This is a genomic window from Pseudoalteromonas haloplanktis ATCC 14393 (genome assembly GCF_000238355.1).
Classification (GTDB): Bacteria; Pseudomonadota; Gammaproteobacteria; order Enterobacterales; family Alteromonadaceae; genus Pseudoalteromonas; species Pseudoalteromonas haloplanktis.
Map to the genome: position 1 here is coordinate 66,744 of NZ_AHCA01000005.1, position 21,811 is coordinate 88,554.

General features: G+C 40.9%; 16 protein-coding genes. 7 read left to right on the plus strand and 9 right to left on the minus strand.

Annotated elements, in window-relative coordinates; all coding sequences use genetic code 11:
* Nucleotides 1-224 precede the first annotated feature (224 nt).
* On the plus strand, nt 225-1,460 hold the full coding sequence (locus tag PHAL_RS0110910) for a capsular polysaccharide export protein, LipB/KpsS family (protein ID WP_016708441.1): 1,236 nt from the start codon (nt 225-227) through the stop codon (nt 1,458-1,460).
* On the plus strand, nt 1,393-2,247 hold the full coding sequence (locus PHAL_RS0110915; protein WP_016708442.1) for a sulfurtransferase: 855 nt from the start codon (nt 1,393-1,395) through the stop codon (nt 2,245-2,247). Before PHAL_RS0110910 ends, PHAL_RS0110915 begins: the two co-directional genes overlap by 68 nt.
* On the opposite strand, the gene PHAL_RS0110920 is transcribed toward PHAL_RS0110915, so the two are convergent.
* The 3 genes from PHAL_RS0110920 to PHAL_RS0110930 form a co-directional block, all read right to left on the minus strand.
* Nucleotides 2,244-3,761 (minus strand): tetratricopeptide repeat-containing sulfotransferase family protein, encoded by a 1,518-nt coding sequence (locus PHAL_RS0110920; protein ID WP_138973944.1) that lies wholly within the window; start codon nt 3,759-3,761, stop codon nt 2,244-2,246. The genes PHAL_RS0110915 and PHAL_RS0110920 overlap by 4 nt on opposite strands.
* A 64-nt stretch (nt 3,762-3,825) precedes the next feature.
* Nucleotides 3,826-6,258, minus strand: a complete 2,433-nt coding sequence (locus PHAL_RS0110925; RefSeq protein WP_016708444.1) for a TonB-dependent receptor — start codon at nt 6,256-6,258, stop codon at nt 3,826-3,828.
* Between the two features lie 171 nt (nt 6,259-6,429).
* The gene (locus PHAL_RS0110930; RefSeq protein ID WP_016708445.1) at nt 6,430-6,786 is read right to left on the minus strand and encodes a DUF5522 domain-containing protein; all 357 of its coding nucleotides are present in this window, start codon (nt 6,784-6,786) and stop codon (nt 6,430-6,432) included.
* Nucleotides 6,787-6,840: 54 nt separating this feature from the next.
* Here PHAL_RS0110930 and PHAL_RS0110935 point away from each other — a divergent pair, with 54 nt between their 5' ends.
* Nucleotides 6,841-7,167: a hypothetical protein gene (locus tag PHAL_RS0110935; protein ID WP_016708446.1), complete on the plus strand. Its 327-nt coding sequence runs from the start codon at nt 6,841-6,843 to the stop codon at nt 7,165-7,167.
* Nucleotides 7,168-7,332: 165 nt separating this feature from the next.
* Here PHAL_RS0110935 and PHAL_RS0110940 read toward each other — a convergent pair whose 3' ends face one another.
* The gene (locus PHAL_RS0110940) at nt 7,333-8,301 is read right to left on the minus strand and encodes a class 1 fructose-bisphosphatase (protein ID WP_016708447.1); all 969 of its coding nucleotides are present in this window, start codon (nt 8,299-8,301) and stop codon (nt 7,333-7,335) included.
* A 163-nt stretch (nt 8,302-8,464) separates the two neighbouring features.
* On the opposite strand from PHAL_RS0110940, the gene PHAL_RS0110945 reads away from it, so the two are divergent.
* Nucleotides 8,465-10,894 (plus strand): zinc-dependent metalloprotease, encoded by a 2,430-nt coding sequence (locus PHAL_RS0110945; RefSeq protein ID WP_016708448.1) that lies wholly within the window; start codon nt 8,465-8,467, stop codon nt 10,892-10,894.
* 110 nt (nt 10,895-11,004) lie between these two features.
* Nucleotides 11,005-11,778 (plus strand): YggN family protein, encoded by a 774-nt coding sequence (locus PHAL_RS0110950; RefSeq protein ID WP_016708449.1) that lies wholly within the window; start codon nt 11,005-11,007, stop codon nt 11,776-11,778.
* A 3-nt stretch (nt 11,779-11,781) separates the two neighbouring features.
* Here PHAL_RS0110950 and PHAL_RS23595 read toward each other — a convergent pair whose 3' ends face one another.
* The 4 genes from PHAL_RS23595 to rsuA all read right to left on the minus strand — a co-directional run bounded on the left by PHAL_RS23595 (nt 11,782) and on the right by rsuA (nt 15,023).
* Nucleotides 11,782-12,180, minus strand: coding sequence for a glutaredoxin family protein (locus PHAL_RS23595; protein ID WP_016708450.1), 399 nt, complete (start codon nt 12,178-12,180; stop codon nt 11,782-11,784).
* Between the two features lie 51 nt (nt 12,181-12,231).
* A complete protein-coding gene (locus PHAL_RS24545; RefSeq protein WP_138554240.1) occupies nt 12,232-12,450 on the minus strand; it encodes a hypothetical protein in 219 nt (72 codons plus the stop codon).
* A 121-nt stretch (nt 12,451-12,571) separates the two neighbouring features.
* A complete protein-coding gene (locus PHAL_RS0110960; RefSeq protein ID WP_016708451.1) occupies nt 12,572-14,200 on the minus strand; it encodes a methyl-accepting chemotaxis protein in 1,629 nt (542 codons plus the stop codon).
* Between the two features lie 124 nt (nt 14,201-14,324).
* Nucleotides 14,325-15,023 (minus strand): 16S rRNA pseudouridine(516) synthase RsuA, encoded by a 699-nt coding sequence (rsuA, locus tag PHAL_RS0110965; RefSeq protein ID WP_016708452.1) that lies wholly within the window; start codon nt 15,021-15,023, stop codon nt 14,325-14,327.
* A gap of 58 nt (nt 15,024-15,081) precedes the next feature.
* On the opposite strand from rsuA, the gene zapE reads away from it, so the two are divergent.
* Complete coding sequence (zapE, locus tag PHAL_RS0110970) at nt 15,082-16,194, plus strand: cell division protein ZapE (RefSeq protein WP_016708453.1); 1,113 nt, start codon at nt 15,082-15,084, stop codon at nt 16,192-16,194.
* 112 nt (nt 16,195-16,306) lie between these two features.
* Here the strand turns inward: zapE and PHAL_RS0110975 are convergent, their stop codons facing one another.
* Nucleotides 16,307-19,333, minus strand: coding sequence for a TonB-dependent receptor domain-containing protein (locus tag PHAL_RS0110975; RefSeq protein ID WP_016708454.1), 3,027 nt, complete (start codon nt 19,331-19,333; stop codon nt 16,307-16,309).
* 329 nt (nt 19,334-19,662) lie between these two features.
* Between PHAL_RS0110975 and PHAL_RS0110980 the strand changes: the two genes are divergently transcribed.
* Nucleotides 19,663-21,804: a winged helix-turn-helix domain-containing protein gene (locus PHAL_RS0110980; protein ID WP_016708455.1), complete on the plus strand. Its 2,142-nt coding sequence runs from the start codon at nt 19,663-19,665 to the stop codon at nt 21,802-21,804.
* Nucleotides 21,805-21,811: the final 7 nt, after the last annotated feature.

Here is a 21,811-nt window from a genome sequence, read left to right on the forward strand (position 1 = left end):
AAGTCACTTTTCGACTTTAAGTTGGCAATAAAATACATCTCGAAGGTATTGGTAAAGACTCTATTTACCGGAATTAGTTTCCTATAATACAGTTTTATTACATTAAAAGAAAATAATGTACTTTCTCTGTCAAAAAAGCCGAGTCGATTTTTGTTGTTCATAAATTAGTCATAATTACAGCTTAGTATTACCATCTAAAGAAGCTATATGGGTGCGATCTTACTATGCATTTCCTCTTTGTATCTCGTCGTAATATACATGCTCGATATTATAAAAAGTTAATTGCTCAACTAGATCTGCATGCAAGTTTACATATTTTTGGTAAACCAATGCTCAGTGCATTAACATATTTACCCGACGCATTTAAAGTATCCTTTGATAGCGTTATTGCTACGCAATTAAAGCGTAAACAAGCAAAGCATGCTATTTGGCATAACTACTTATTAATATTAGTTTACTCTTTTTTAATGAATGTAGTTGAACGCTGTCGTTATGCTAAGTATTTAGCGTTATTCAAGAAGGAGCAGGCCACCCATTTAGTTATTTGGAATGGTCATAAACTGCCTAATGTTACAGTCGTAAATGCAGCCAAAAAGTTAGGTATTAGTGTTATTTATTATGAAAATGGCTTATTACCTAATACAACTTGTTTGGATCCCAAAGGCGTTAATTATGCATCTTCAATTCAACGTGAGAAACATTTTTACCTCGATATTGCACCTTCAAAAACTGTAGTTTGTGAAGCATCAGAATTAACAGCTAGAGTAAATCATAGAAAACGCAAAGCCTTTATGAAAAGCAAGCTGCCAGCTCGTTATATTTTTGTGCCGTTTCAAGTTCCTCATGATACGCAACTAGTATGTTATTCGCCTTGGGTTAATTCGATGGAGATGCTATTTACAGAGGTAATGACTGCGATTGAAAAGCTAAATGATCCAGACCTAAAAGTCGTATTTAAAGAACACCCTTCTTGGCATAAACATTATTCTCATTTGTATAAAAAGCACCCTCAAGCAGTATTTGCTAATGGTAATATGGCAGCTGATTTAATTAATAACGCAGAGTATGTGATTACAATTAATTCAACCGTTGGCTTGGAGGCGCTATTGTTGGGGCGACGCGTTATTACATTAGGGCAGGCTTGCTATAACATTGATGAATTGGTTTTACATGCAGGTAACAGCGAGGAATTAATTAAGCGAATATTACTAATGAGCCAAGGTTGGCAATTCAACCCTCAACTTAGGGATCAATTTTTCAATTATTTAAAGCATGTTTACAGTATTGAAGGAAGGTGGCAAGATTGCTGCAAAGAGCATGCTAAAGCTGTGGAGCAACGTTTACTCGGGTTAGATGTTTTTTCTCAGCAAATTAATGAAGTAAAGGACCATAATGAAAAACATAGTAACTTGCCAATGGTTGAACGAGCACTTGAACGACCCCAAGCTGATTATTTTTGATGCCGGCATGGTGCGCCCTGGTAAGCCGGGTGAATATAAACCTCAAGCTAAGTTACCGAATGCTTTACGTTTTGATTTTAAAAAGCAATTAGCCGATCAAGAAAATCCACTACCACATACTATGTGTAGTGCTGAGCAATTTACTCAGCAAATGCAGTTGCTGGGGGTTGATAAAGATTCGCTGGTGGTTATCTACGAGGATAAAGGATTATTTAGTTCGGCCCGAGGTTGGTGGATGTTTAAAGCCATGGGCTTTGATAATGTTAAAGTTCTCAGTGGGGGCTTAGAAAAATGGCAATCTCTCGGGTATCTCACCCAAGTTGAATACAGCCATAATCATCATAAAGGTAACTTTATTGCCAACCCAAGAACAGATTATTTTATAGATGCAGCAGCGGTATTTAACGGTATTGATGATGAGCACACGGTACTGCTTGATGCGCGGGGTTATCAGCGTTATTTAGGTGAAATGGCAGAGCCAAGAGTGGGTATGCGCAGCGGCCATATTCCTAATAGCCGTGCTTTGCCTTTTGGGGAACTGTTAGAGGGCGGCGAAGCAAAACCATTAACTGACATTAAAGCAGCATTTGATGTAGTTCTTGGCGATCAAGCTGATCTACACACTTGCTTGCAATTTAGTTGTGGCTCAGGTGTGACTGCTTGTATTTTGGCGTTATTTGCCGATGAATGTGGTTATCAAAACTTGCATGTCTATGATGGTTCATGGAGTGAATGGGGGGCTCGAGAAGAGTTGCCTATTGAAACAGGCCCTTGCCCCGCACGTTAAAATGCAAACGCGTAGTGCCGCCAGTAGTCAATTGCTTTGTTATTAAGTGGCTGGCGCACTTGTACTTTACTCGCCGTTGCTGACGGGCTGAGGTGCTGATAAAAATCAAGACATTGCGCCTGCCAAGGCAAATCACAAAAATCATAGAGTTGTTGCGTGCTTTTTATTGGTTCTGACACTAATGTTTCGTATTGCATAATCATCACATTAGCGGAGTGTTTTGCTGCAAAGTGATTGATCAAATCGCTGTAATCCTGATAAAAGCTGTCTATATCTTGTAGGTTATAACTGTAGTGATGAAACGCACTGGCTGGGCTGTATAGTTGACGATAATTAGCTATGCAGCTGTCTTCGCGTCCTCGTTGCATGCAAATAATTTTTGCTTTTGGAAATGCCGCTAAAATTAAATCAATATAGTAAAAATTAAACGGTTGTTTGTCACAACTACGCAGTAGTGGTGCCACTAATTGCTTAATACGCTGCTGATAGTGGCTAAGCTGAACTGGCAGCTTTGTATTTTTATATGCCTCATTGAGCACATGCTTACTCAATACCTGAGCATGCTTGCCTTGGCAAAGCTGGGCAATATCATTAAGTTCACCCACTCCATGTACTTGTGTTGACTGATTCATTATTTTTTCTAACAACGTTGTGCCTGAGCGTGGCATACCTACGATAAATAGCGGCGCAAAATTGCTGTCGCTTGAGCGCGCCTTATAATCATTACTGAGTGTTATCAGTTGCTCACAAAATTGATGGTGGGTTTGTGCATCATATTTCACATGCTCAGAGATTGCTTGTTTACTGGTAGTAAAGTGTACAAAGGCTTGTTGATAATCAGCGCAATGTTCATAGTTCAGTGCGATCGCGTGGTGTAAAAATTGCTGTTGCATGGGCGTTTTAGCGGATTCGCTCAAAGATAATAGTTGTTGTAGATGGTGTTTAGCCTGTTGGCTGTCGTTTAATTCAGCTAGCGAATAGTGAGCTTGAAAATTCTGTGGATGTTGTTTTATTAATCTGTGTAGCAGCTGTTGCGCATCACTAAATTGCCCCATGATTTTATAGGCTACGGCTAAGTTATAACAGATTTGTGGATTTTTAGGGGCTTGTTGATAGGCACGTGATTGCCATTCGAGTGCGAGCTGATAGTGTCCTAGACGCGTTAATACATTGGCAATTAAATCGCATTCAATAGCTGCAAATTGTGGATGTTTTATAGCTTCATCAATAGCTAGTTGCGCATCTAATAGCTGGCCACTGAGCACAGCAAGTTTAGCCGAGTGAGCAAAGTACACTGGCACAGGGGCAATGCTAATCGCTTTGGCGAGTAGTTTATTGGCCTTGTTAATATCCTTAGCTGCAATATTTACTTGCGCCAGTAAAAAGTAGCTAAAGTGGTCATCTGGGTTTTGTTTTATATTACTGATCAGGAATAAATGCGCGTCATTAAGCTTACCTTGATTAATGGCGTGCTCAACGCGTTGTTGTAGGTGTTTTTGTATAGATGTCAGCATAGCAATAAGCATAAAAGCCTTGGCGTAAAACACCAAGGCTTTTTTAGTTTATAAAGAACCGTTATTACAGTTCAAAATTATACGTAAACTTCATGCCGATAGTACGAGGGGCTGTGGTGTAGTGCCCATACACACGTTGTAGTTCAGGCAGGTCTTTGTTTAGCTCTTCATACTTAGCCATTCCCGCCCATGATTTATCACGACGTACTGAGGTAAACGCGTACTTATCGAATAAGTTATCAACATAGAGAGTGGCTGACCACATATCGCCTGTTAATTTGGCTGATAAGTTACTCAGAGCATAGCCTGCAAGCGTTTCACCATCGGCTTTTAAGCCAACTTTTGTGATCACATCACTTTGTGCAGTCATACCATAGTTAATACTTAATAGTTTATCGTCTAACACATCTTGCTCATAACGCAGGCCGAATGAAAATTGATGCTCAGGCGCACCTGGTAAACGATCGCCATCAGCACCATCGTAGTATGATTGATACTGTGCGTAATCTTCGCCTAATATGCCTAACAATCCAGGAGCATCTTCAGTTAGCTCTGCCTTTGCGTAAGCATAAGTGGCGTAGGCAGTCCAGTTATCAGCAATCATAGCGCGTGATGAAATTTCCACACCTTTTGAATTGGCTGCACCGGCATTTGAGGTGATTAGCTCTTGGCCATTTACGGTTGCAGTACCAACCTGAGCATCTTTCCAATCAACATTAAAAAGTGCCGCGTTAAAGTGTAAGCGGTTTTTAAGCCAGCTCGATTTAAAACCAAGTTCATAGTTTACCGTAGTGTCTGGTTTATAATCTTCTTCGCTTGGTAGTGCACAGACAATTTGTTGCTCAGGTAGTACCTCTGGGCAAGGTGCGATACCATTACCACCACCAATTCTAAAGCCTTCACTGACGGTAAAATAAGCAAGCACTCCAGAATCAAATGTGTAACTGGCGTTAAATTTGAACAAGTTTCCATTGTCGCTAGCGCTAACGTTTTCCATTACTAAATCGTCAAGAGATGTAAAGTCACCTGAGTACAGCGGTGTTGCAGAGCCTGATGTGGTTGATACATCATACTCATAAAAACGTGCACCTAGCGTTACGTTAAATTGCTCAGTAAAAGCATAACCGACTTCACCAAAAAGGGCCGTTTCGGTGGTTTCAGAATCGCTGATTAAAATATACTCAAGATCATCTTGTACATTTGGAATACCACCACCCCAAAACTCAGTTAAACCTGGTGTGTATTCACGATCGTCTGAGTGGCTCTCAAGCTTGTTGTAGTAACCACCGACAATCCAGTTGAAAGCGCTATCAGAGTTAGACACTAAGCGAATTTCTTGAGTGAAACTATCACGTTTTGAAGTATCCAAAGTTTGAGCTACAAACGCAGGAAACTCTGCATAGCCACTCCAAATATCGTAAAGTAAATCGGTTTGGTCGCGTTGCCCAGATTGCTCGTAGCTTGACCAGCCTGAGGCTGAAACAAGCTCAGCAAAGCCTAAGTCAGCCTTGATCTCTAAGCTTAGTAAGTCGTTTTCTTCTTCACCCGGCTCAAGTATGCGGGCGGCATTTTCATACTGCCCAACCATACCGTGTAAGGCGCTGCTGTCGCTTAATGAGTTATATTGTGACGTAGAGTTGCCGCCATTTTCTTGTTTTTGATAAAAATAGTTAAGCGTTGCTTCTACAGCTTCATTGGCTTGCCAGCGCAGTGATACACGACCTGTGGTAATCTGCTCATCGTTCACGTCACTGACACTGCGTAAGTTGGCGTTAACGTCTTGCTCATTCGTAAAATCAGGATTTGGGTTCGATACCCCAGGGTTTTGCACCACGTAGTTATAATCGATATAACCTGGGTTAGTGTAATAATTAACACTGGCGCGGATTGCCAATACATCATCAATTAATGGTGTATTAAACACTAAACCAAATTCACCACCGGTGCCGTCGCTTTCATTTAAGCTAAATACGTCACCAGTAACTTGGCCTTCGGTAATATCAAGCTCTGGTTGCTTTAATAAATAACGAATAGCGCCACCTAACGTACCTGCACCGTATAAAGTCCCTTGTGGACCAATAAGCACTTCAACACGATCAACGTCAGTTAAACGTAAATCAATATTAAGTGGGATTTCACCAACGTAAGTTGCCACCGTACCGCCATCAGAAATACGATCAGAGGTATTGGTATTTAAACCACGTACAATGATCGGTGAGCCTTCACGACCACCCTGATCAGAAATCGTTAAACCAGGCACCCAACGTGCGACATCTTCAAGATCAGTAATGTTTTGATCTTTAATCACATCCCCATCAAGAGCAGTAATATTTAGTGGTGCTTCCTGCACTGAGCCCGCACGACGAGTAGCAGTAATTTGAATGGTTTCAATCGCTTTGTCTAGTTGGGTTGTTGATTCTTCAGCTGCAAGGTGTTGGCTATTAAATAAAATAGCTGAAACAGCTGATGCAAGAAGTGCTGGCCTAAAGGTGCTCATGTTCATTTTCCGAATAAGTTACAGTAATTTTATGCTTAAAAATCAAAGTAATTTGATTTTTTAAACAGAATACGGTGGATGTTTAGTGAATTTATATCCAATTATAGTGTATTTTTATTCTTTTAGTCATGCGTTATTTGCAGCTTTATGTCATTATTTTGAATAAATACTCTATGCGTTTTTATAAGGGCAGTTTTTACAGTTGTTTTTACAGCATTTTCCACGCTTTAAGAAAAACCAACGAGTGAATACCATGTAGCTATTTTGCATTTCATAGTCGAGGTTTTCTATTAAATTAGCATTGCTTTGAAAGTGTTTAGCAAAAGCCAGTTGCTCTTTTAAAGGTTGGTTATACAAGGTAGTTAAGAATTGATTAATTTTAACCAGCGTACACGCTTTGCATAAACAGCTGGTGGTTGTGCTATCAAGGGGTAAAATAGCGGGCAGTTCATTGCACCAACAGGCATTAATGTTATCAACATTACATGTTAGCGTTGTTTGGCATTGCGAGCAGGCTAAAATCGTCATTTATATTCATTCAGTTTTTAAAGTAATCATTATTAGAATAACAGATAAGCAACTATGAACAGAGCACAAGCGCTAGCAGAATTCGTTACTTTTGGTAAAAACAGGGATCAAGCCATTGGTATAATTATTTCAGCAAATGATGCTGAGCCGATCCCATGCTATGTATTAACGCTCGAAAGCGTACTTGATGTGCTCAATCGATGCCTTGCAGGCGAAATAGATTTAGACGACCTTGAGCTGTGGGCTAACGTAATAGAATCAAGAACCGACATCGACTACAGCGCCGTTGAAGGTGTGATATATGCACTGAGTAACAGCGAACAAATGGGTGAATTAGATAAAGATAAAGTGGCGAAGTTGGTTGAATTATTGAAAACTTAGCCGTCAGCCGTCAGCCGTCAGCCGTCAGCCGTCAGCCGTCAGTTTAGTGATCTGAGCCCTGTAAAATAAAGGCCATCTTGATTTAACAAGCATGGCCCTTATTTTTGAGCTGAGAGCTGAGAGCTGAGAGCTGAGAGCTGAGAGCTGAGAGCTGAGAGCTGAGAGCTACTTATGATACCCCAAGCAGGTTTCTACTTCGTTTTTCGAACCTAAAATCACCGCTACGCGTTGGTGGATAGCATCAGGTTGAATATCCATAATACGCTCAGTACCCGTTGAGGCGATGCCGCCAGCTTGTTCGATTAGCATCGCCATTGGATTTGCTTCGTAAAGTAGACGCAGTTTATTTGGCTTGTTCGGATCTTTAGTATCTGTAGGGTAGGTAAAAATACCACCGCGGCATAATACGCGATGCACGTCACCAACCATGGCTGCAATCCAACGCATGTTGAAGTTACGTGCACGTGGCCCTGTTTCACCTGCAATTAAGTCGTTAATGTAATTTTGCATGGCTGGCTGCCAATGACGCTGGTTTGATGCATTGATAGCAAATTCGTTGGTCTCTTCAGGAACCTTCGCAAAATCTTCAGTTAATAAGAATGTGCCGTGGGTTTTATCTAGTGTGAAAAAGCGCGTGCCTTTACCTGTAGTTAGTGCTAGCACTGTTGATGGACCATATAAAACATAACCTGCCGCAACTTGGTTTTTACCTGGTTGCATGAAAATACTTTGATCGGCAGGATCTGAGCCTTCAGGTGCTTTCATTATTGAAAAAATAGTGCCCACTAATGAATTGATGTCAGTATTTGACGAGCCATCAAGTGGATCAAATGCAACAATATAGCTTGCATCTGGGTTACCAGCCACGGTGTAATCTTCTTCTTCAGAGGCAATGGCTTTTACATAGCCTGATTCCAGTAAAATGTCTTTTAGTAGCTGATTGGTTAACACATCTAGCTTTTTTTGGGTTTCACCTTGAATATTCTCATCGAGAGTTGAACCAAGTACGCCAGATAATGCGCCTTGGCCTACGCGAAAAGAAATTTCTTTACATGCTGCTAAAACTGTTCGGATCAACGAGATTAAATCTCTAGGGCAACCGTCTTCGAGTAATACTGGAGGTAGTCTACGCATTCTATTTTCCTGATAACGTTATGAGCTATGATAATCATAAGGGGTGAGAGGGATTATCAAAGCAAGCGCTGAATTTCGTCTTAAATAACTGTATTTTAGGCGCAATATCCTATACTGGAAACACCTTGAATGTATTTAAAACGCGAATAACAAAGATAAGATTATGCAAAAAATACCATTGATACGTTACATACTCTTTACTGTGTTGCTGACTATGATAACCCAAGCGCACGCAGCAATTAAGTCTATTAGTGATTTTACTGAGCAAATGAATCATTTTCCGGGCTATTTTTCTTTTTATTATGATACTCAAAATGGCAAAGTTTACTTAAAAGTCGATAAACTCAAGCAGCAATTTCTATTACAGCAAAGCTTGCCTTATGGCGTCGGCTCTAATGATATTGGCCTTGACCGTGGTCAATTAGGTAATACTCATTTGGTACAATTTGAGCGCTTTGGCGACAAAGTGATGTTGCGAGCTATTAACAGTTATTACCGAGCTAATACCAGTAATAAAGCTGAGCAAAAAAGCATTCAAGAAGCGTTTGCATCGAGTATTTTGGCTGGCTTCAATGTCGTGGCGCAAAATTCAGAGGCCGCTTTGATTGACTACACGCCTTACTTACTCAGTGATGTACATGGGGTGAGTCGCACTTTAGCTGCGCGTAAGCAAGGCAACTTTAATCTTGATGAAAGCCGCAGCGCTGTCTATATTGAGCGCTCAAAAGCATTTATGAAGAATACCGAACTCGAAGCCGTATTAACGTTTAAAGGCAGCCAGCCCGGTGAGTATATCCGTCAAGTCAGTGCTGATCCGTATGCGTTAACAGTGCATATGCATCACTCTTTAATCGAATTACCGGATGATAATTACACACCACGTGCATTTCATCCTCAGTCTGGTTATTGGAGTATCGAACACAAAGATTATGCAGCCCCGCTTGGTGAGTCTATGTTAGTGCGCTATATACCGCGCCACCGCCTTAGTAAAAAAGATCCGACACTACCGATTAGTGAACCTGTTGAACCGATAACTTATTATTTAGATCCTGGTGTACCTGAGCCGGTGAAAACGGCGTTACTTGATGGTGCCAAATGGTGGGATGATGCCTTTGCCCAGGCGGGTTATAAGAATGCTTTTATCGTTAAAGTATTACCAGATAACGCGGATCCTATGGATATTCGTTATAACGTGATCCAGTGGGTACATCGTGCCACCCGAGGCTGGTCTTATGGTAGCTCGGTGATTGACCCTCGTACTGGGGAAATTTTAAAAGGGCATGTGACTTTAGGATCACTGCGTGTACGCCAAGATATCTTAATTGCTGAAGCCCTAGCGGCGCCTTATTTACAAGGCAACGAAGTGGCTAAAACACTGCAAGCGATGGCGCTTGATCGTATCCGTCAACTCAGTGCCCATGAAATTGGTCATACGCTAGGTATTGCGCATAACTTTTCAGCGTCAGTGGCCGATCGTGCTTCTGTTATGGATTACCCTCATCCATTAGTTGGCTTTAATGATAAAGGTGAGCTGGATGTTAGCCGTGGTTATGCACACGGTATGGGGCAATGGGATACCCAAGTAATTAAGTACGGTTACAGTGATTTTACTGGTTTTGATGAAAGCAAAGGGTTAGCTGCTATTTTGGCTGATAATCAAAATAAAGGGTTGGAGTTTATCTCTGATAGTGATGCTAGGGCGCAAGGTGGCGCGCACCCAACCGCACATCTTTGGGATAACGGTAGTTCACCCAGTGAAGAACTGAGAAGGGTACTGGAAGTAAGAAAACAGGCACTTGCTCAATTTGGTATTCATAACATAAAAACGGGGACGGCGTTATCGCAGCTAGAAGAAATGCTGGTGCCGCTTTATTTATTTCATCGCTATCAAGTGGAGTCTGTGGTTAAACTGATTGCCGGCGTTGATTATGATTACGAGGTTCGCGGAAATTCACCTGTTAAAGGTGCACTGGTGGTTGCTAAAAAGCAGCAGCAGCAGGCATTAAGCGCTATTTTAAGTACGTTAAAAGCCGATAATTTGCTGTTACCCGAGACTGTACTCGCTTTAATTCCGCCCAAAGCGTACGGTGAATCTAAAAACCGCGAAAGTGTCATTGGCCGTACAGGTTTAACACTTGATGCTATGGCATTACCTGAAGTGTCTGCTCAGCATAGCTTATCGTTACTACTAAATGCTCAGCGGCTAAATCGTCTAGCGCAACAGCAGGCACGCAGTGAAGCATTCTTTAGTTTAGACGAGCTCCTCGCACAGTTATATGAACAGGTTTTTAAAGTTCAAACAACTACGACTATGGCGCAGAAAATTGCGCAGCGAGTGCAGCTACTTACAGCTAAACAATTTGCTGATTTAATTGCTAGTGATAAAGTTGAACCAGAGGTGCAAGCTCAGTTGCGCTATTATTTAGTGAAATTGAGTGAAGAATATCAACAGCGTTCATTGCTTGGCAGTGTCGATGTGGGTGAAAGTGCATTTAAGCAGTATCTGGTAGAGCAAATTAATCAGTTTCTAATAAATGGTGCTTGGCCTATGAACTTCAAAGTACTTCCTATTCCACCGGGGTCACCGATTTAACACAACCAGCTAGGCCCTAGCTGCTAGGGCCTAGGTTTAGTTTTTCTTGCATAAAACTGGGTTTTTGTTAACCTAGCTGCCTTTCATTTTTAGTCTTTTTTGAGGTGTTTATGGCGTTCTTATCTCGTTCGATATTGGCGATGTCCATAGCACTATCAAGTTTTAATGTCTGCGCGAAAGTCAGTTGTGACGTTGAATTAGGGCATGGCTTGATCATTACTGATGATGTAATACGTATTGTTGATAAAGGCCAAACACGCGTACAGATAAATAATGATAACCAGTTGTTTATTCGTGGGTATTGGATAGATTTAAGCCCTGAAGAAAGCCAAGTATTAATGCAGTTCAGCGCAGGTATTCGTGATACGGTGCCTGAATTGGTAGAACTTGCAACTGATGGTGTAAACCTTGGGTTAAGTGCGATAGAGCAAGTTGTTGAAGGTATGTCTGATAAAGAACCAGAGGTATTGAAAACACAACTGCAATATGTAGAACGTGCTTTAATGGATAAGTTTAAACGTGGTGATGATTTCTTTTTCATTGCACCACAATCCCTGTCAAAAATAGACGATTTTTTCACAGAAGAAATTAGTAAAAAAATTCATTCGGCCGTTCATGGCTCACTTGGCGCAATATTAGTATCACTTGGCGACGCTTTTAAATCTCGCGAAGGTAATATTGAAGATCGCATTAATGATATGGGTCAACGGATGGATATTATTTCAAAAGAAATAGATAAATCCTTACAGAAGAAAGCCCAACAACTCGAATTTAAAGCCTCAGAGTACTGCGAATGTTTAAATTCACTAGATGTCACTGAGTCACGATTACAAATGATAGTACCCAGTATGGCTGATTTTGACTTAGTGCAAATTAAATCGTAGTTGCTATGCAGTAATTATATTTGAATCAATAAGCTTTTGCTTAATAGGCCCTTCGAAAAAACCTCTGAAAAGCATGTTTTCTATAATTATTAAAGGAAAGCCGTCACCGGAAAGTTGTTCAAACTCCTTTAAGCCTTGCGGATTTTTTTCTATGTCAATTTCGATGTACTTGACGTGATGTTTATCTAACATTTCTTTAGCTTTTGCACAAAAGTCACACCAATCAACAGTATAAATTTTTACCTTATCTATATCAGTGATACCCACATGTTGATAATTACCAACTTCTATAGCCGGTTCTTTGAATAAACCCTTAACCGTGGGTAAAGCATACTGACCTAGCAGCGCACCTAAGCATACTGTAATAAAGAAAATAGTCGTGTATTTAGCGAGTGATTTCATCTATGTATTTTTCATTACGTTAGTTGGAAAAGGGGGAAAGCCCCCTCACTTTTAACTGCTGCACTTACTTATGCAGTTTGCTTTTACATCCCTGCAGTTTAAGTAAGAATTATTCGATGACATTGCACATTTATAATATTCATAGCCGCAATAATTATCTATAGAGCCATAGGGCTCCCAGTTGCAGTCACTAACTGCTGAAACAGTTGCTGTCATTCCAATACCAAATGACAGACCTAGAATTGCTGTTAAGAGTTTCTTTTTTTTCATGACTAGTTCCTTTTTAGTTAAGAATTTGGAAACGCTTACTACCTTTTCCAGTTCCCAAAATAACCATCAAAGACAGCGCTGTCAATTTATTTTATATTTATTTAACGTTTTAGCTACATTGTTACGACCTAAATTTACCCGTTTCAGCTTCTAAATCGCTTGTCAGGCCTTTTATTAAGTCTGTTGCGGCATGTGCTTGATGTGATACATCGGCAGTTTGTGATGCGGTATCTGAGATGGTCACAATTCGTCTTGCCGTATCTTCTCCAGCATCAAGTTGCTCTTTAGCGGCGATCGCTATTTGATGGCTCATTTGAGCAATAGCACTTAATGATGTCGCAACACGTTGTAACTCTTCGCTGGCATCTTTTGATTTCGCAACTGTTTGCTCGCTAGTTGCAATACTTAAGTTAACTGATGTTTTCGCATCTTTAGTTGCTGATTGCAATTTACTGATCATAGTGCGAATTTCTTCAGTGCTGGTTTGCGTGCGTTGCGCTAATTGGCGCACTTCGTCAGCAACAACAGCAAAACCTCGCCCTTGCTCGCCGGCACGGGCAGCCTCAATGGCGGCATTAAGTGCTAAGAGGTTAGTTTGCTCGGCAATACCTTGAATAACACTTAACACATTTGCGATATTATTTACTTCATCATCAAGTAGTTGGATGTTATTACCAGCGCTGTCAATTTGTTGCTCTAAAAGCACAATAGTGTTTGCTGCTTCGGTTGTTAGATGATTTGCACTTTGGCCTTGGCGCTCCGCTTCTTGTACTGAATATGCGGATTGCTCGGCATGCTCTACAACGGTTTGTGCTGATGCCGTCAGCTCAGTTATGGCTGATGCGACCATATGAGTTTCTTCATTCAGACTGCGAGTCAATTTATCAAGCTCTGTCGAGCGAGATTCATTATCGAGACTTTGATTTTTTAAGCTATCAGTTACATCTTTTATGCCGCCTACTACGCCACGTAAGCCTTGTTGCATATAATGCATAGCTGCAATGATACTCTCAGGTGGTGCATCCGTTCTAATATGAGAATTTAAATTACCGTGTGAAACCTGCGTAACGATATTAATAACCTCTTTTACCTCACCGCCTAAGGCATTACTGAGTGAGATACCAAAACGAGCGATCGCTGCTGTTAAACCAAGGGCAATGAGCAATGATAGTCCTAGCAACCATTTTGCGGTATTCCAGTAACGCTCATCGACTTCTTTAGCGCTGATCCCAGTGCCAACATACCAGCCAAAATACGGTGTTTTTTGTACTACAGAGGTTAAATCAACCGTTTCGCCTTCACGGACTGAATCCCAGTGGTAAGTAATTATTTTATTCGTTTGATTCCCCACTAGCTGCTCAACCATATGACCAATGCTCTTGCCACTGGCATCTTTGAAGTCGTTAAAGCTGGTATTATGAAGTTCAGGATCATGGGGAGTGGCAATAAAGTCGAGTTTGTCATTTACGACATAGACATATTCACTGTCGTGATACTTGTTCTCACGTAACATTTTTGTGGCAAAGTCTCGCGCCTGTTGCTCACTTAATTGCCCGTTTTTTGCTAGCAATTCAAACTGCTCTACAATATTAGCAGTGCTTTTCATTAACTGATTTATACGAGCGATATTATCGCTTTCACTTGCGTGACGAAGAGATTGTAAGCCCAGTAATGCAATAGCATTAAGTGCTATAAACATCGCTCCAGCAAACAAGATTATTTTAGTTCTTAATGCTAAACCTGACAGCACATTGCGCCCCTTATTATTATTATGACCTTAAATTTCTACCATGTTTATCGGTCAAGAGTAAGTTTTAATTAATAATTACAGGATAATTTTACGTGACTTTTACTCAAGTTTCCATTATGGGTATTTAGAGTTTCACTTCATCGCTTGTTAAAAGTCGATATTCACCACTGTTTAAATTTTCATCAAGTTCAATGTCGGCTATTTTTTCTCTATGTAATTCAACTACCTTATTACCGACGGCAGCAAGCATACGCTTTACTTGGTGATATTTCCCTTCGCAAATTGATAGCCGTAAGCTGTAAGTCGCAAGTTGTTCTGCGGTGGCGGGGCGGGTACGTTCTTTTTCGTTGTGCAACAGTACGCCCAGACGAAGTTGTTCAAGTGCATCTTCGGTGAGTGCTTCTTGTGTTTCAACGAGGTAGGTCTTAAATTTATTGTGCTTAGGCGATGTGATCTTATGTGACCAATCACCATCATTGGTGATCAGTACCAACCCTGTTGTATCAAGATCAAGACGGCCTGCAACATGAAAATCACTCATGTTAGGCTCGTCCAAGAGTTCAAATACTGTAGGGTGCAAATCATCGCTATTCGCACATACATAACCAACCGGTTTATTGAGCATGTAATAGCGCTTTCCCAAAAATGCTAGAGGCTGGCCTTGATACACAATTATATCGGAGGCTGTGATTTGATGATCATAGGTTGTGACCACTTCACCATTGACTGTTGCATCTTTGCGCTTAATGCCAGCTCGTGCTTTAGTGCGTGGTATTTCAGCTAGATGGCTAATAAATTTATCTAAGCGGCAAGGAAATTTCATTGGGTTCACATTTTGAGTCAGCTACAATGGTGGCGAGTATAACGAATCAGTACAGTCTATGACAGTGCCAAACGGGCAAATTTTACAGCATTACTATACGCAAATTAATTGTGGCAAGCTTCAGCGCGATGATGCCCAACTTAAGGCTGTAAAGGCGCTTGATGAGCTTGCTCAAGCGCTACAACGGCCACAAGTTTGGTGGCGTAAGTCGGTGAGTCCGCGAGGTATCTATTTATATGGTCCAGTAGGGCGGGGTAAATCGATGCTAATGGACTCGTTCTATGAGCGTGTCGCAATTGAGCAAAAAACACGATTGCATTTTCATCATTTTATCGCGCAAGTTCACACCCGATTAGGACAATTACAAGGCTTACAAAATCCCCTACAGCAAATAGCCCGAGAGTGGTCAAAAACATTAAAGCTTATTTGTTTTGATGAGTTTTTTGTCTCTGATATTGGTGATGCGATGATCATGGCTGGGCTGTTTAAGGCTTTATTTGCCAAAGGTGTGGTATTAGTGGCTACGTCAAATTGTCAGCCAGATCAGCTTTATTATAACGGTTTACAGCGCGCGCGATTTTTGCCCACCATCGAGCTATTAAAAAGCCACTGTCACATTATTAATATTGAAGGCGTTGTTGATCACCGTTTTCGTTTTGGTACACATACGACTTATTACTTTAATAGCGCTGTTGAAAATCAGTTACAAAGCAATTTTTTAGCTTTTGCAGATCAATTGCTCACAGATAAAAGTGTGACTATTTGTGGACGTAACATTGAATGTCTACAACGCAGTAATAATGCCATTATGTTTGATTTTATGGCGTTGTGCTCAGGTCCTCGCAGTACTGCTGATTACATATATTTAGCACAGTATTACCAACGAGTGTATGTTTGCGGTGTACCTGTAATGGGGTTTCTGGCAACAAATAAGCAAATTGTCCATGGTATTGAAGATAGCTATCAGCGAGAAAAACAAGATTTACAAGAACATACTTTGGATGATGAAGCTCGGCGTTTTATTGCCTTAGTGGATGAGTTTTATGATCGCGGTAAACTGCTGGTACTCAGTGCGCAAGTAGATATTGTAGATTTATATCAAGGGCAAAAGTTAGCATTTGAGTATGCCCGTACTGAATCACGGCTAATCGAAATGCAAAGTTGGCGCTAAGTAATAAAAAGAAAAAAGGTACGCTCTAGCGAGACGTACCTTTGACAACAACCTAGTAGGTATAAAGCAAGTGAAGCACTATGGCTTCACAGCAATAAATTTAGACGCTATCTTAAAAACTATATTGTGCACCTAAGTACACATAACGACCTGTACCGCCGCCGTATCCACTGTAATAGTTACCGTTGCCGCTAGGGTAGAATGCTCCCTTATTGTCAAAAATATTATTAACGCCACCAAATACGCGTAAATCGCTCTGTGGTGTTAAGGCCATAGTGTAAGAGGCTGATAAACTATGCTTTATGTATGAACCGTAGTCTTGATAAGCGAGGGGCTCAGGGTTGGCAATACAGTCTGCATTTGCAGCAGCACAGTTTTTATCGTTGTCTGCCACGGCCGCTAGGTAGTCTTTTTCGTCTTGTTGATCGGCTTTAAAAGAACCCAAGAAGTTAGTACGCCAACGGATCCGTAGGTCATCAAAACTCCACGCAATAGACATTGCAGCTTTATCTTTACTGCGGCCATATCCAGCATACTGAGTGACAACATCGTTACCATCTAAACCTTCATAAGTTTGTGAGTTTTCAATAACGTGATTGTAATCAAGTTTTAATGCGACGTTACCATAACTACCTAGCTCAAAGTCATAGGTGGCAACTACGTCATAACCACGGGCAGTTAACTCATCTAAGTTATACTCGCGTTGTAGAATTTTGATGATGTTACCTTCGCTATTACGGGTAATATCATTACAGAACTCATTGTCACTGCCCCATGCTGCTTCTGAGTCATAACATTCACGCATTATGTTTTCGTTACTGATCTCGTCGATGGCATCCACAATAGCAATATCGTAGTAATCTACAGCAAGGTTGAAGCCGCTGAAAAACTCTGGAGATAATGTTACACCAAAGGTGTAAGTATCTGCAGTTTCTTCTTTAAGGTTTGGATTACCAGTGCCCGGTGAATAGTTGTTATCTTCACTTTCAAATTTAAAGTCTGGATTTTCAGCAAGCTGTTTAGCTAAAGTTGGTTCTAAACGACAATTAGCATGACCCGGTTTAGTTGAAGTAGCAGTTAAGCCATCACAAATATCATCATATGAATCAAAGTCTCCACGTGGTGGCGACATTAATTCAGTGATAGTCGGTGCGCGCTGCGCACGAGCATAGTTAGCTCTTACCATATAGCCATCAATAGGTTGCCATAACAAACCTAGTTTATAACTGGCTACAGTGTTCACGTTCTCCATACTGTAATTTGCTAAGCGCAGTGAAGTTTCAGCGGATAAACTTTTTGCTAATGGTGCATCTTGTAGAAGTGGAATAGCCAACTCTGCAAAAGCCTCATAGACTTCAACTTCACCATAAAATGAAGGAACCACATTAAATGTAATGCCACCCACTTTCATATCATCACTGGTGTCTAGGCTTTGGGTGTCTTTACGGTATTCACCACCAAATACAGCTGACACATTACCGGCTGGCAGTTCAAATAAATCGCCAGTGATATAACCCATCACAGTGTATTGCTGAATTTTAGTATCAATAATTGGGTTGGTACGGATCCAATCGGCCATATCTGGTGTGATTGAGCCTTCACCGAATAAGTTAATTGGTACACAGCCTGCAGCACGTGCCGCGTCATCAATACATTGTATAGTGCCGTCGGCTAACTTTTCAGCTTGTAATGCTTGATTTAAGTTAACCACGTTTAACTCGTTATTACGAATTTGATGCTGTTTAAATTGCCCGTAACCGGCTGATACATCCCAATCCCACTGGTGATCAAACATAGTGCCTTGTAATCCTGCCCAAGTGCGGATTGTAGTACGGTCGTTATCGGTACTAATGTTACCCACTTCACCGAAGCGACGATCCCAGTAAATTCGATCTCTGTATGGGTTGGCATCTAAAATTTGCTGCGGTACATAAGGGTTATCAATGGGGATATAGCCAGGCGCTATATCGGCAATTGGATCGCCTGTTACAGCATCATAGCGAGGCACAAATGCACCTTCATATTCATCCTCAGGTGATTTATCGTTGAATGAACCACTTTTGCTGTATTGCAGTTGAAAGTAACTCATGATGTCGTCGGTGACATCAAAATCGATTTTTACAGCCGTTGAAAAGTTATCACTGGGTACATCCAGCATTACGAATTGGTTTGAGTTAATACCATAGATTTCTTCATTGTCTTTCCAGTCATCACGTAGAGTTTGACCGTCATACCAAAATTGGGTGTCGTTATTGCTATTTTCTAAAAAAACGCCCCCTAAAGTACCGTCGCTTTTACTCATCCAGTCTGCTTGAGTAATATCTCGCATACATTGAGAGCCGGTTGCGGTTACCATTTGATTACACATTAAATCGTTACTATAGCTGTGTGCTGCTTCTATTTTTGCCCGGTCGCGATCATAGTAGCTAATACCAAAATCACGATCCCAGTTAGCACTAAAAAATACATAACCTCTATTATCGGCAAATGAATCACCGTAATTTAAATCCAAAGTAAACTCTTTACCACCGCCTTCGGTTGTTTGACCACCACGTGCCTGAAAATCAAATCCCTCTTTCTTTGACTGAGTAATAATATTTACCACACCGGCTACGGCATCGGCACCATAAGTAGCAGACGCACCGCCACTGATGATTTCAACGCGTTCAACCATGCCACTGGGAATGGTATTTAAACTGACATAGTTACCGCCGTAGCTATTTGAGACTACACGACGACCGTCTATAAGAGTGAGAGTACGATTAGCGCCTAAATCACGTAACTCAACGGTTGAAAGCCCGGTTCCTGAAATACTTGATTGACTCGTATTATTACCAATGCTTTGGCTCAGTGCTGGCATGTTGTCGACAAGTACATCAGATAGGTTACCAAGCCCTGTATCCTGAATGGCAGAGCGATCCATAGTGACTAGCGGCGTAGCAACAGAGAAACTATCGCGTTTTAAGCGAGATCCGGTCACGACAATTTTTTCAGGTTCTGCTTGCTTAGCTTCATTGATTGTTGTTTGACTCGGTGTTAATTGGCGTTCAATTTGTGCATCGTTTGCAATTGAATGGCCCGAAAAGCTTGCCGTGATAGCCAGTGCTAGAGCGCATTTTCTTGTTGATATTTTGCTCACAGATTTCCCTTATATTTTTAATTTTATAAAACTAATGCATTAGCCATTTTGACGGGCAGTTCAAAATACTTCGGCTAATGCATCAGTGGATGGGGTTTACGGAGTTGTTTTTAAGTAACCGTGAACAAAAACACAATGAAAGGTATCTCGTTTATATCCCTATTTTACATCTATTTAATATCTATTCTTTTGTTATCAATTGTTTGCGTTATTATATGTGGCACCCTAATAAATTAAGTTTGTGCCGTTTATCGCGTTGTTTTGCTTTTTCTACTAACAATGAGGTACCCTTCTAGACTGCTAAACATAAAGGTGTCAAAGCGTTACTTATGAAAACAAATCAGCCATTTCTTGTTGGACAGTGCCAAGTTTGTGCGTTTGAAAATAAGCTCATTTGTGCTGACAAGGAGCATGTACTACAGCCTAAATTTATTGAGTTGTTGTGCTTTTTAGTAGAACGCTACCCTGCGGCGGTGACTCGTGAAGAGTTAATCACTAACGTGTGGGATGGAAATCAATTTGTTGGTGAAAAAGCACTGACAAATGCGATATGGCATTTACGAAAAACCTTTAAAGAGCTTGATCCTGAGCGCAGCTATATCACTACGTTGCGTAAAACCGGTTATCGTTTAGATCAGCCACCGATATTTGCTGAGTTACACAAAAGTGAGACCTCATCACAAGAATTACAGCCAACTGTAATTGCAACAAAGCAAGGGCGCATTAGTAACCTACAAATAGCCACTGTATTAATGATTACTATGATGTGTATTGCATTTTTTTATTTTCAACGCACGCCAATCATTTCTGCGCCGCTAGTTACTACCACTTTAGCTGAGCATATAGAAACCATTACAACTAACCCAGGGCGTGAGTTATTTCCGGCTATCTCAAACGACAGTCATTTTCTTGCTTATTCTTGGCGTCGTCCTGGCCAACAAACAAATCTTTATCTACGAGATTTATTTTCCCCAGAGCAAGCCGCTATTGCCCTGACCGATAGTTTATATGTTGAGGGGCGTGCGGTATTTAGTGATGATCTCAATGATATTTTTTATTTTCGTTTGGATGCACAAGAACGCTGCGAAATCGTGAAACAGCAAATCGTAACGGCAAAAGTAACGGTATTGGCTTCATGCGGGCAAGGTGGAAACCTTGACCTTGATATAAATAGAGCAGGTAGTAAGTTGGTCTTTATTAGTGAGGGTAACAAGACTCTAGGTCAAACAAAGCTAAATATTATAGATTTGCAAAGAACGGACATGGCGATTACTCAAGTTCCTTGTCCTGATGATTGTCAGTTTTATGATGAGTCTGTGGTATTTTCTCCTGACGGGGAGCAGTTGCTGGTATCGCGTAATTTAGCGTCAGGCTATGAAGCGCTGTTTTTAGTTGAACTGGCTACTGGCCAAGCGAAGCAACTAACCCCAGAATTTGTTGATATTCGCGGTGTTGATTGGCACCCAAATAAAGACATTCTGGTGTTTTCGGGCGTTGAGCAAGGCAAGCGCCATGGTTATTTTTATGAATTAGCAACGGGACGGTTAATCGACTCGCAAGTTAATGGGTTAAGTTATCCTGAATATGGTCAAGATGGTAGTTTATACTTTCATCAATGGCATATCGATTCTGCGTTGATGCGGGTAGAGACAGATAATGCAATTGCCAGTTCGCCATTTCCGATTCTATCGACCCACTTTAATACGCGTTTCCCTGATTACAGTGCTATAAAAAATAAATTGGCGTTTGTATCTAATGAGTCTGGCAGCACTGAATTGTGGATCGCTAACAAAGATGGCACCGAGCGAAAAAAAATTACCGAGTTAAATGCTACTATTTACAGCCCTGTCTGGTCTTTTGACGGGCGCTATATTGCTTTTATTGCATCAAAAAACGCTATGAATACTTTGCAGTTATATGATTTTAATACGCAAACAACGACAGAGTTAAAAACGGGCTTTAACTATCATGGTAAGCCGAGCTGGGCACAAGACAGTCGCAGTATTTTGACGTCAAATGGTAATGAATTATATCGGTTTGATCTTAACGGTAATAACTTAGGTAAGGTGATTGAGCAAGCTACGCTGTATGGGTATGAAGATCGCCATGGCGCAATCATTTTTGCTGATCTGAATGCGCGGCAGTTATGGATAAAACAACCAGATAGCAAGCACGCTGAACTACTCGTTGATGCTATTAACTTATCAAATCATTTATCATGGTATTACGTCGAAGGTGCTACACAGGCTACATCTCGCGTGTATTATTTTAATGTTGAGCAAGCTGATTATCGGCTAAGTTATTATGATTTTGCATCGCAAACAAAGCATGATGTGATTCGTTTACCTGAGCGGGCATTTAGCCGTAGCTCAGGTTTAACTTATATCAAAGAAGTGGGGTGGTTGGTATATACCTCGTATAAGTCACCGCAAATTGATATTAAACGTATTAAAGCGGAGTATTTACCTTAAGGTCTGT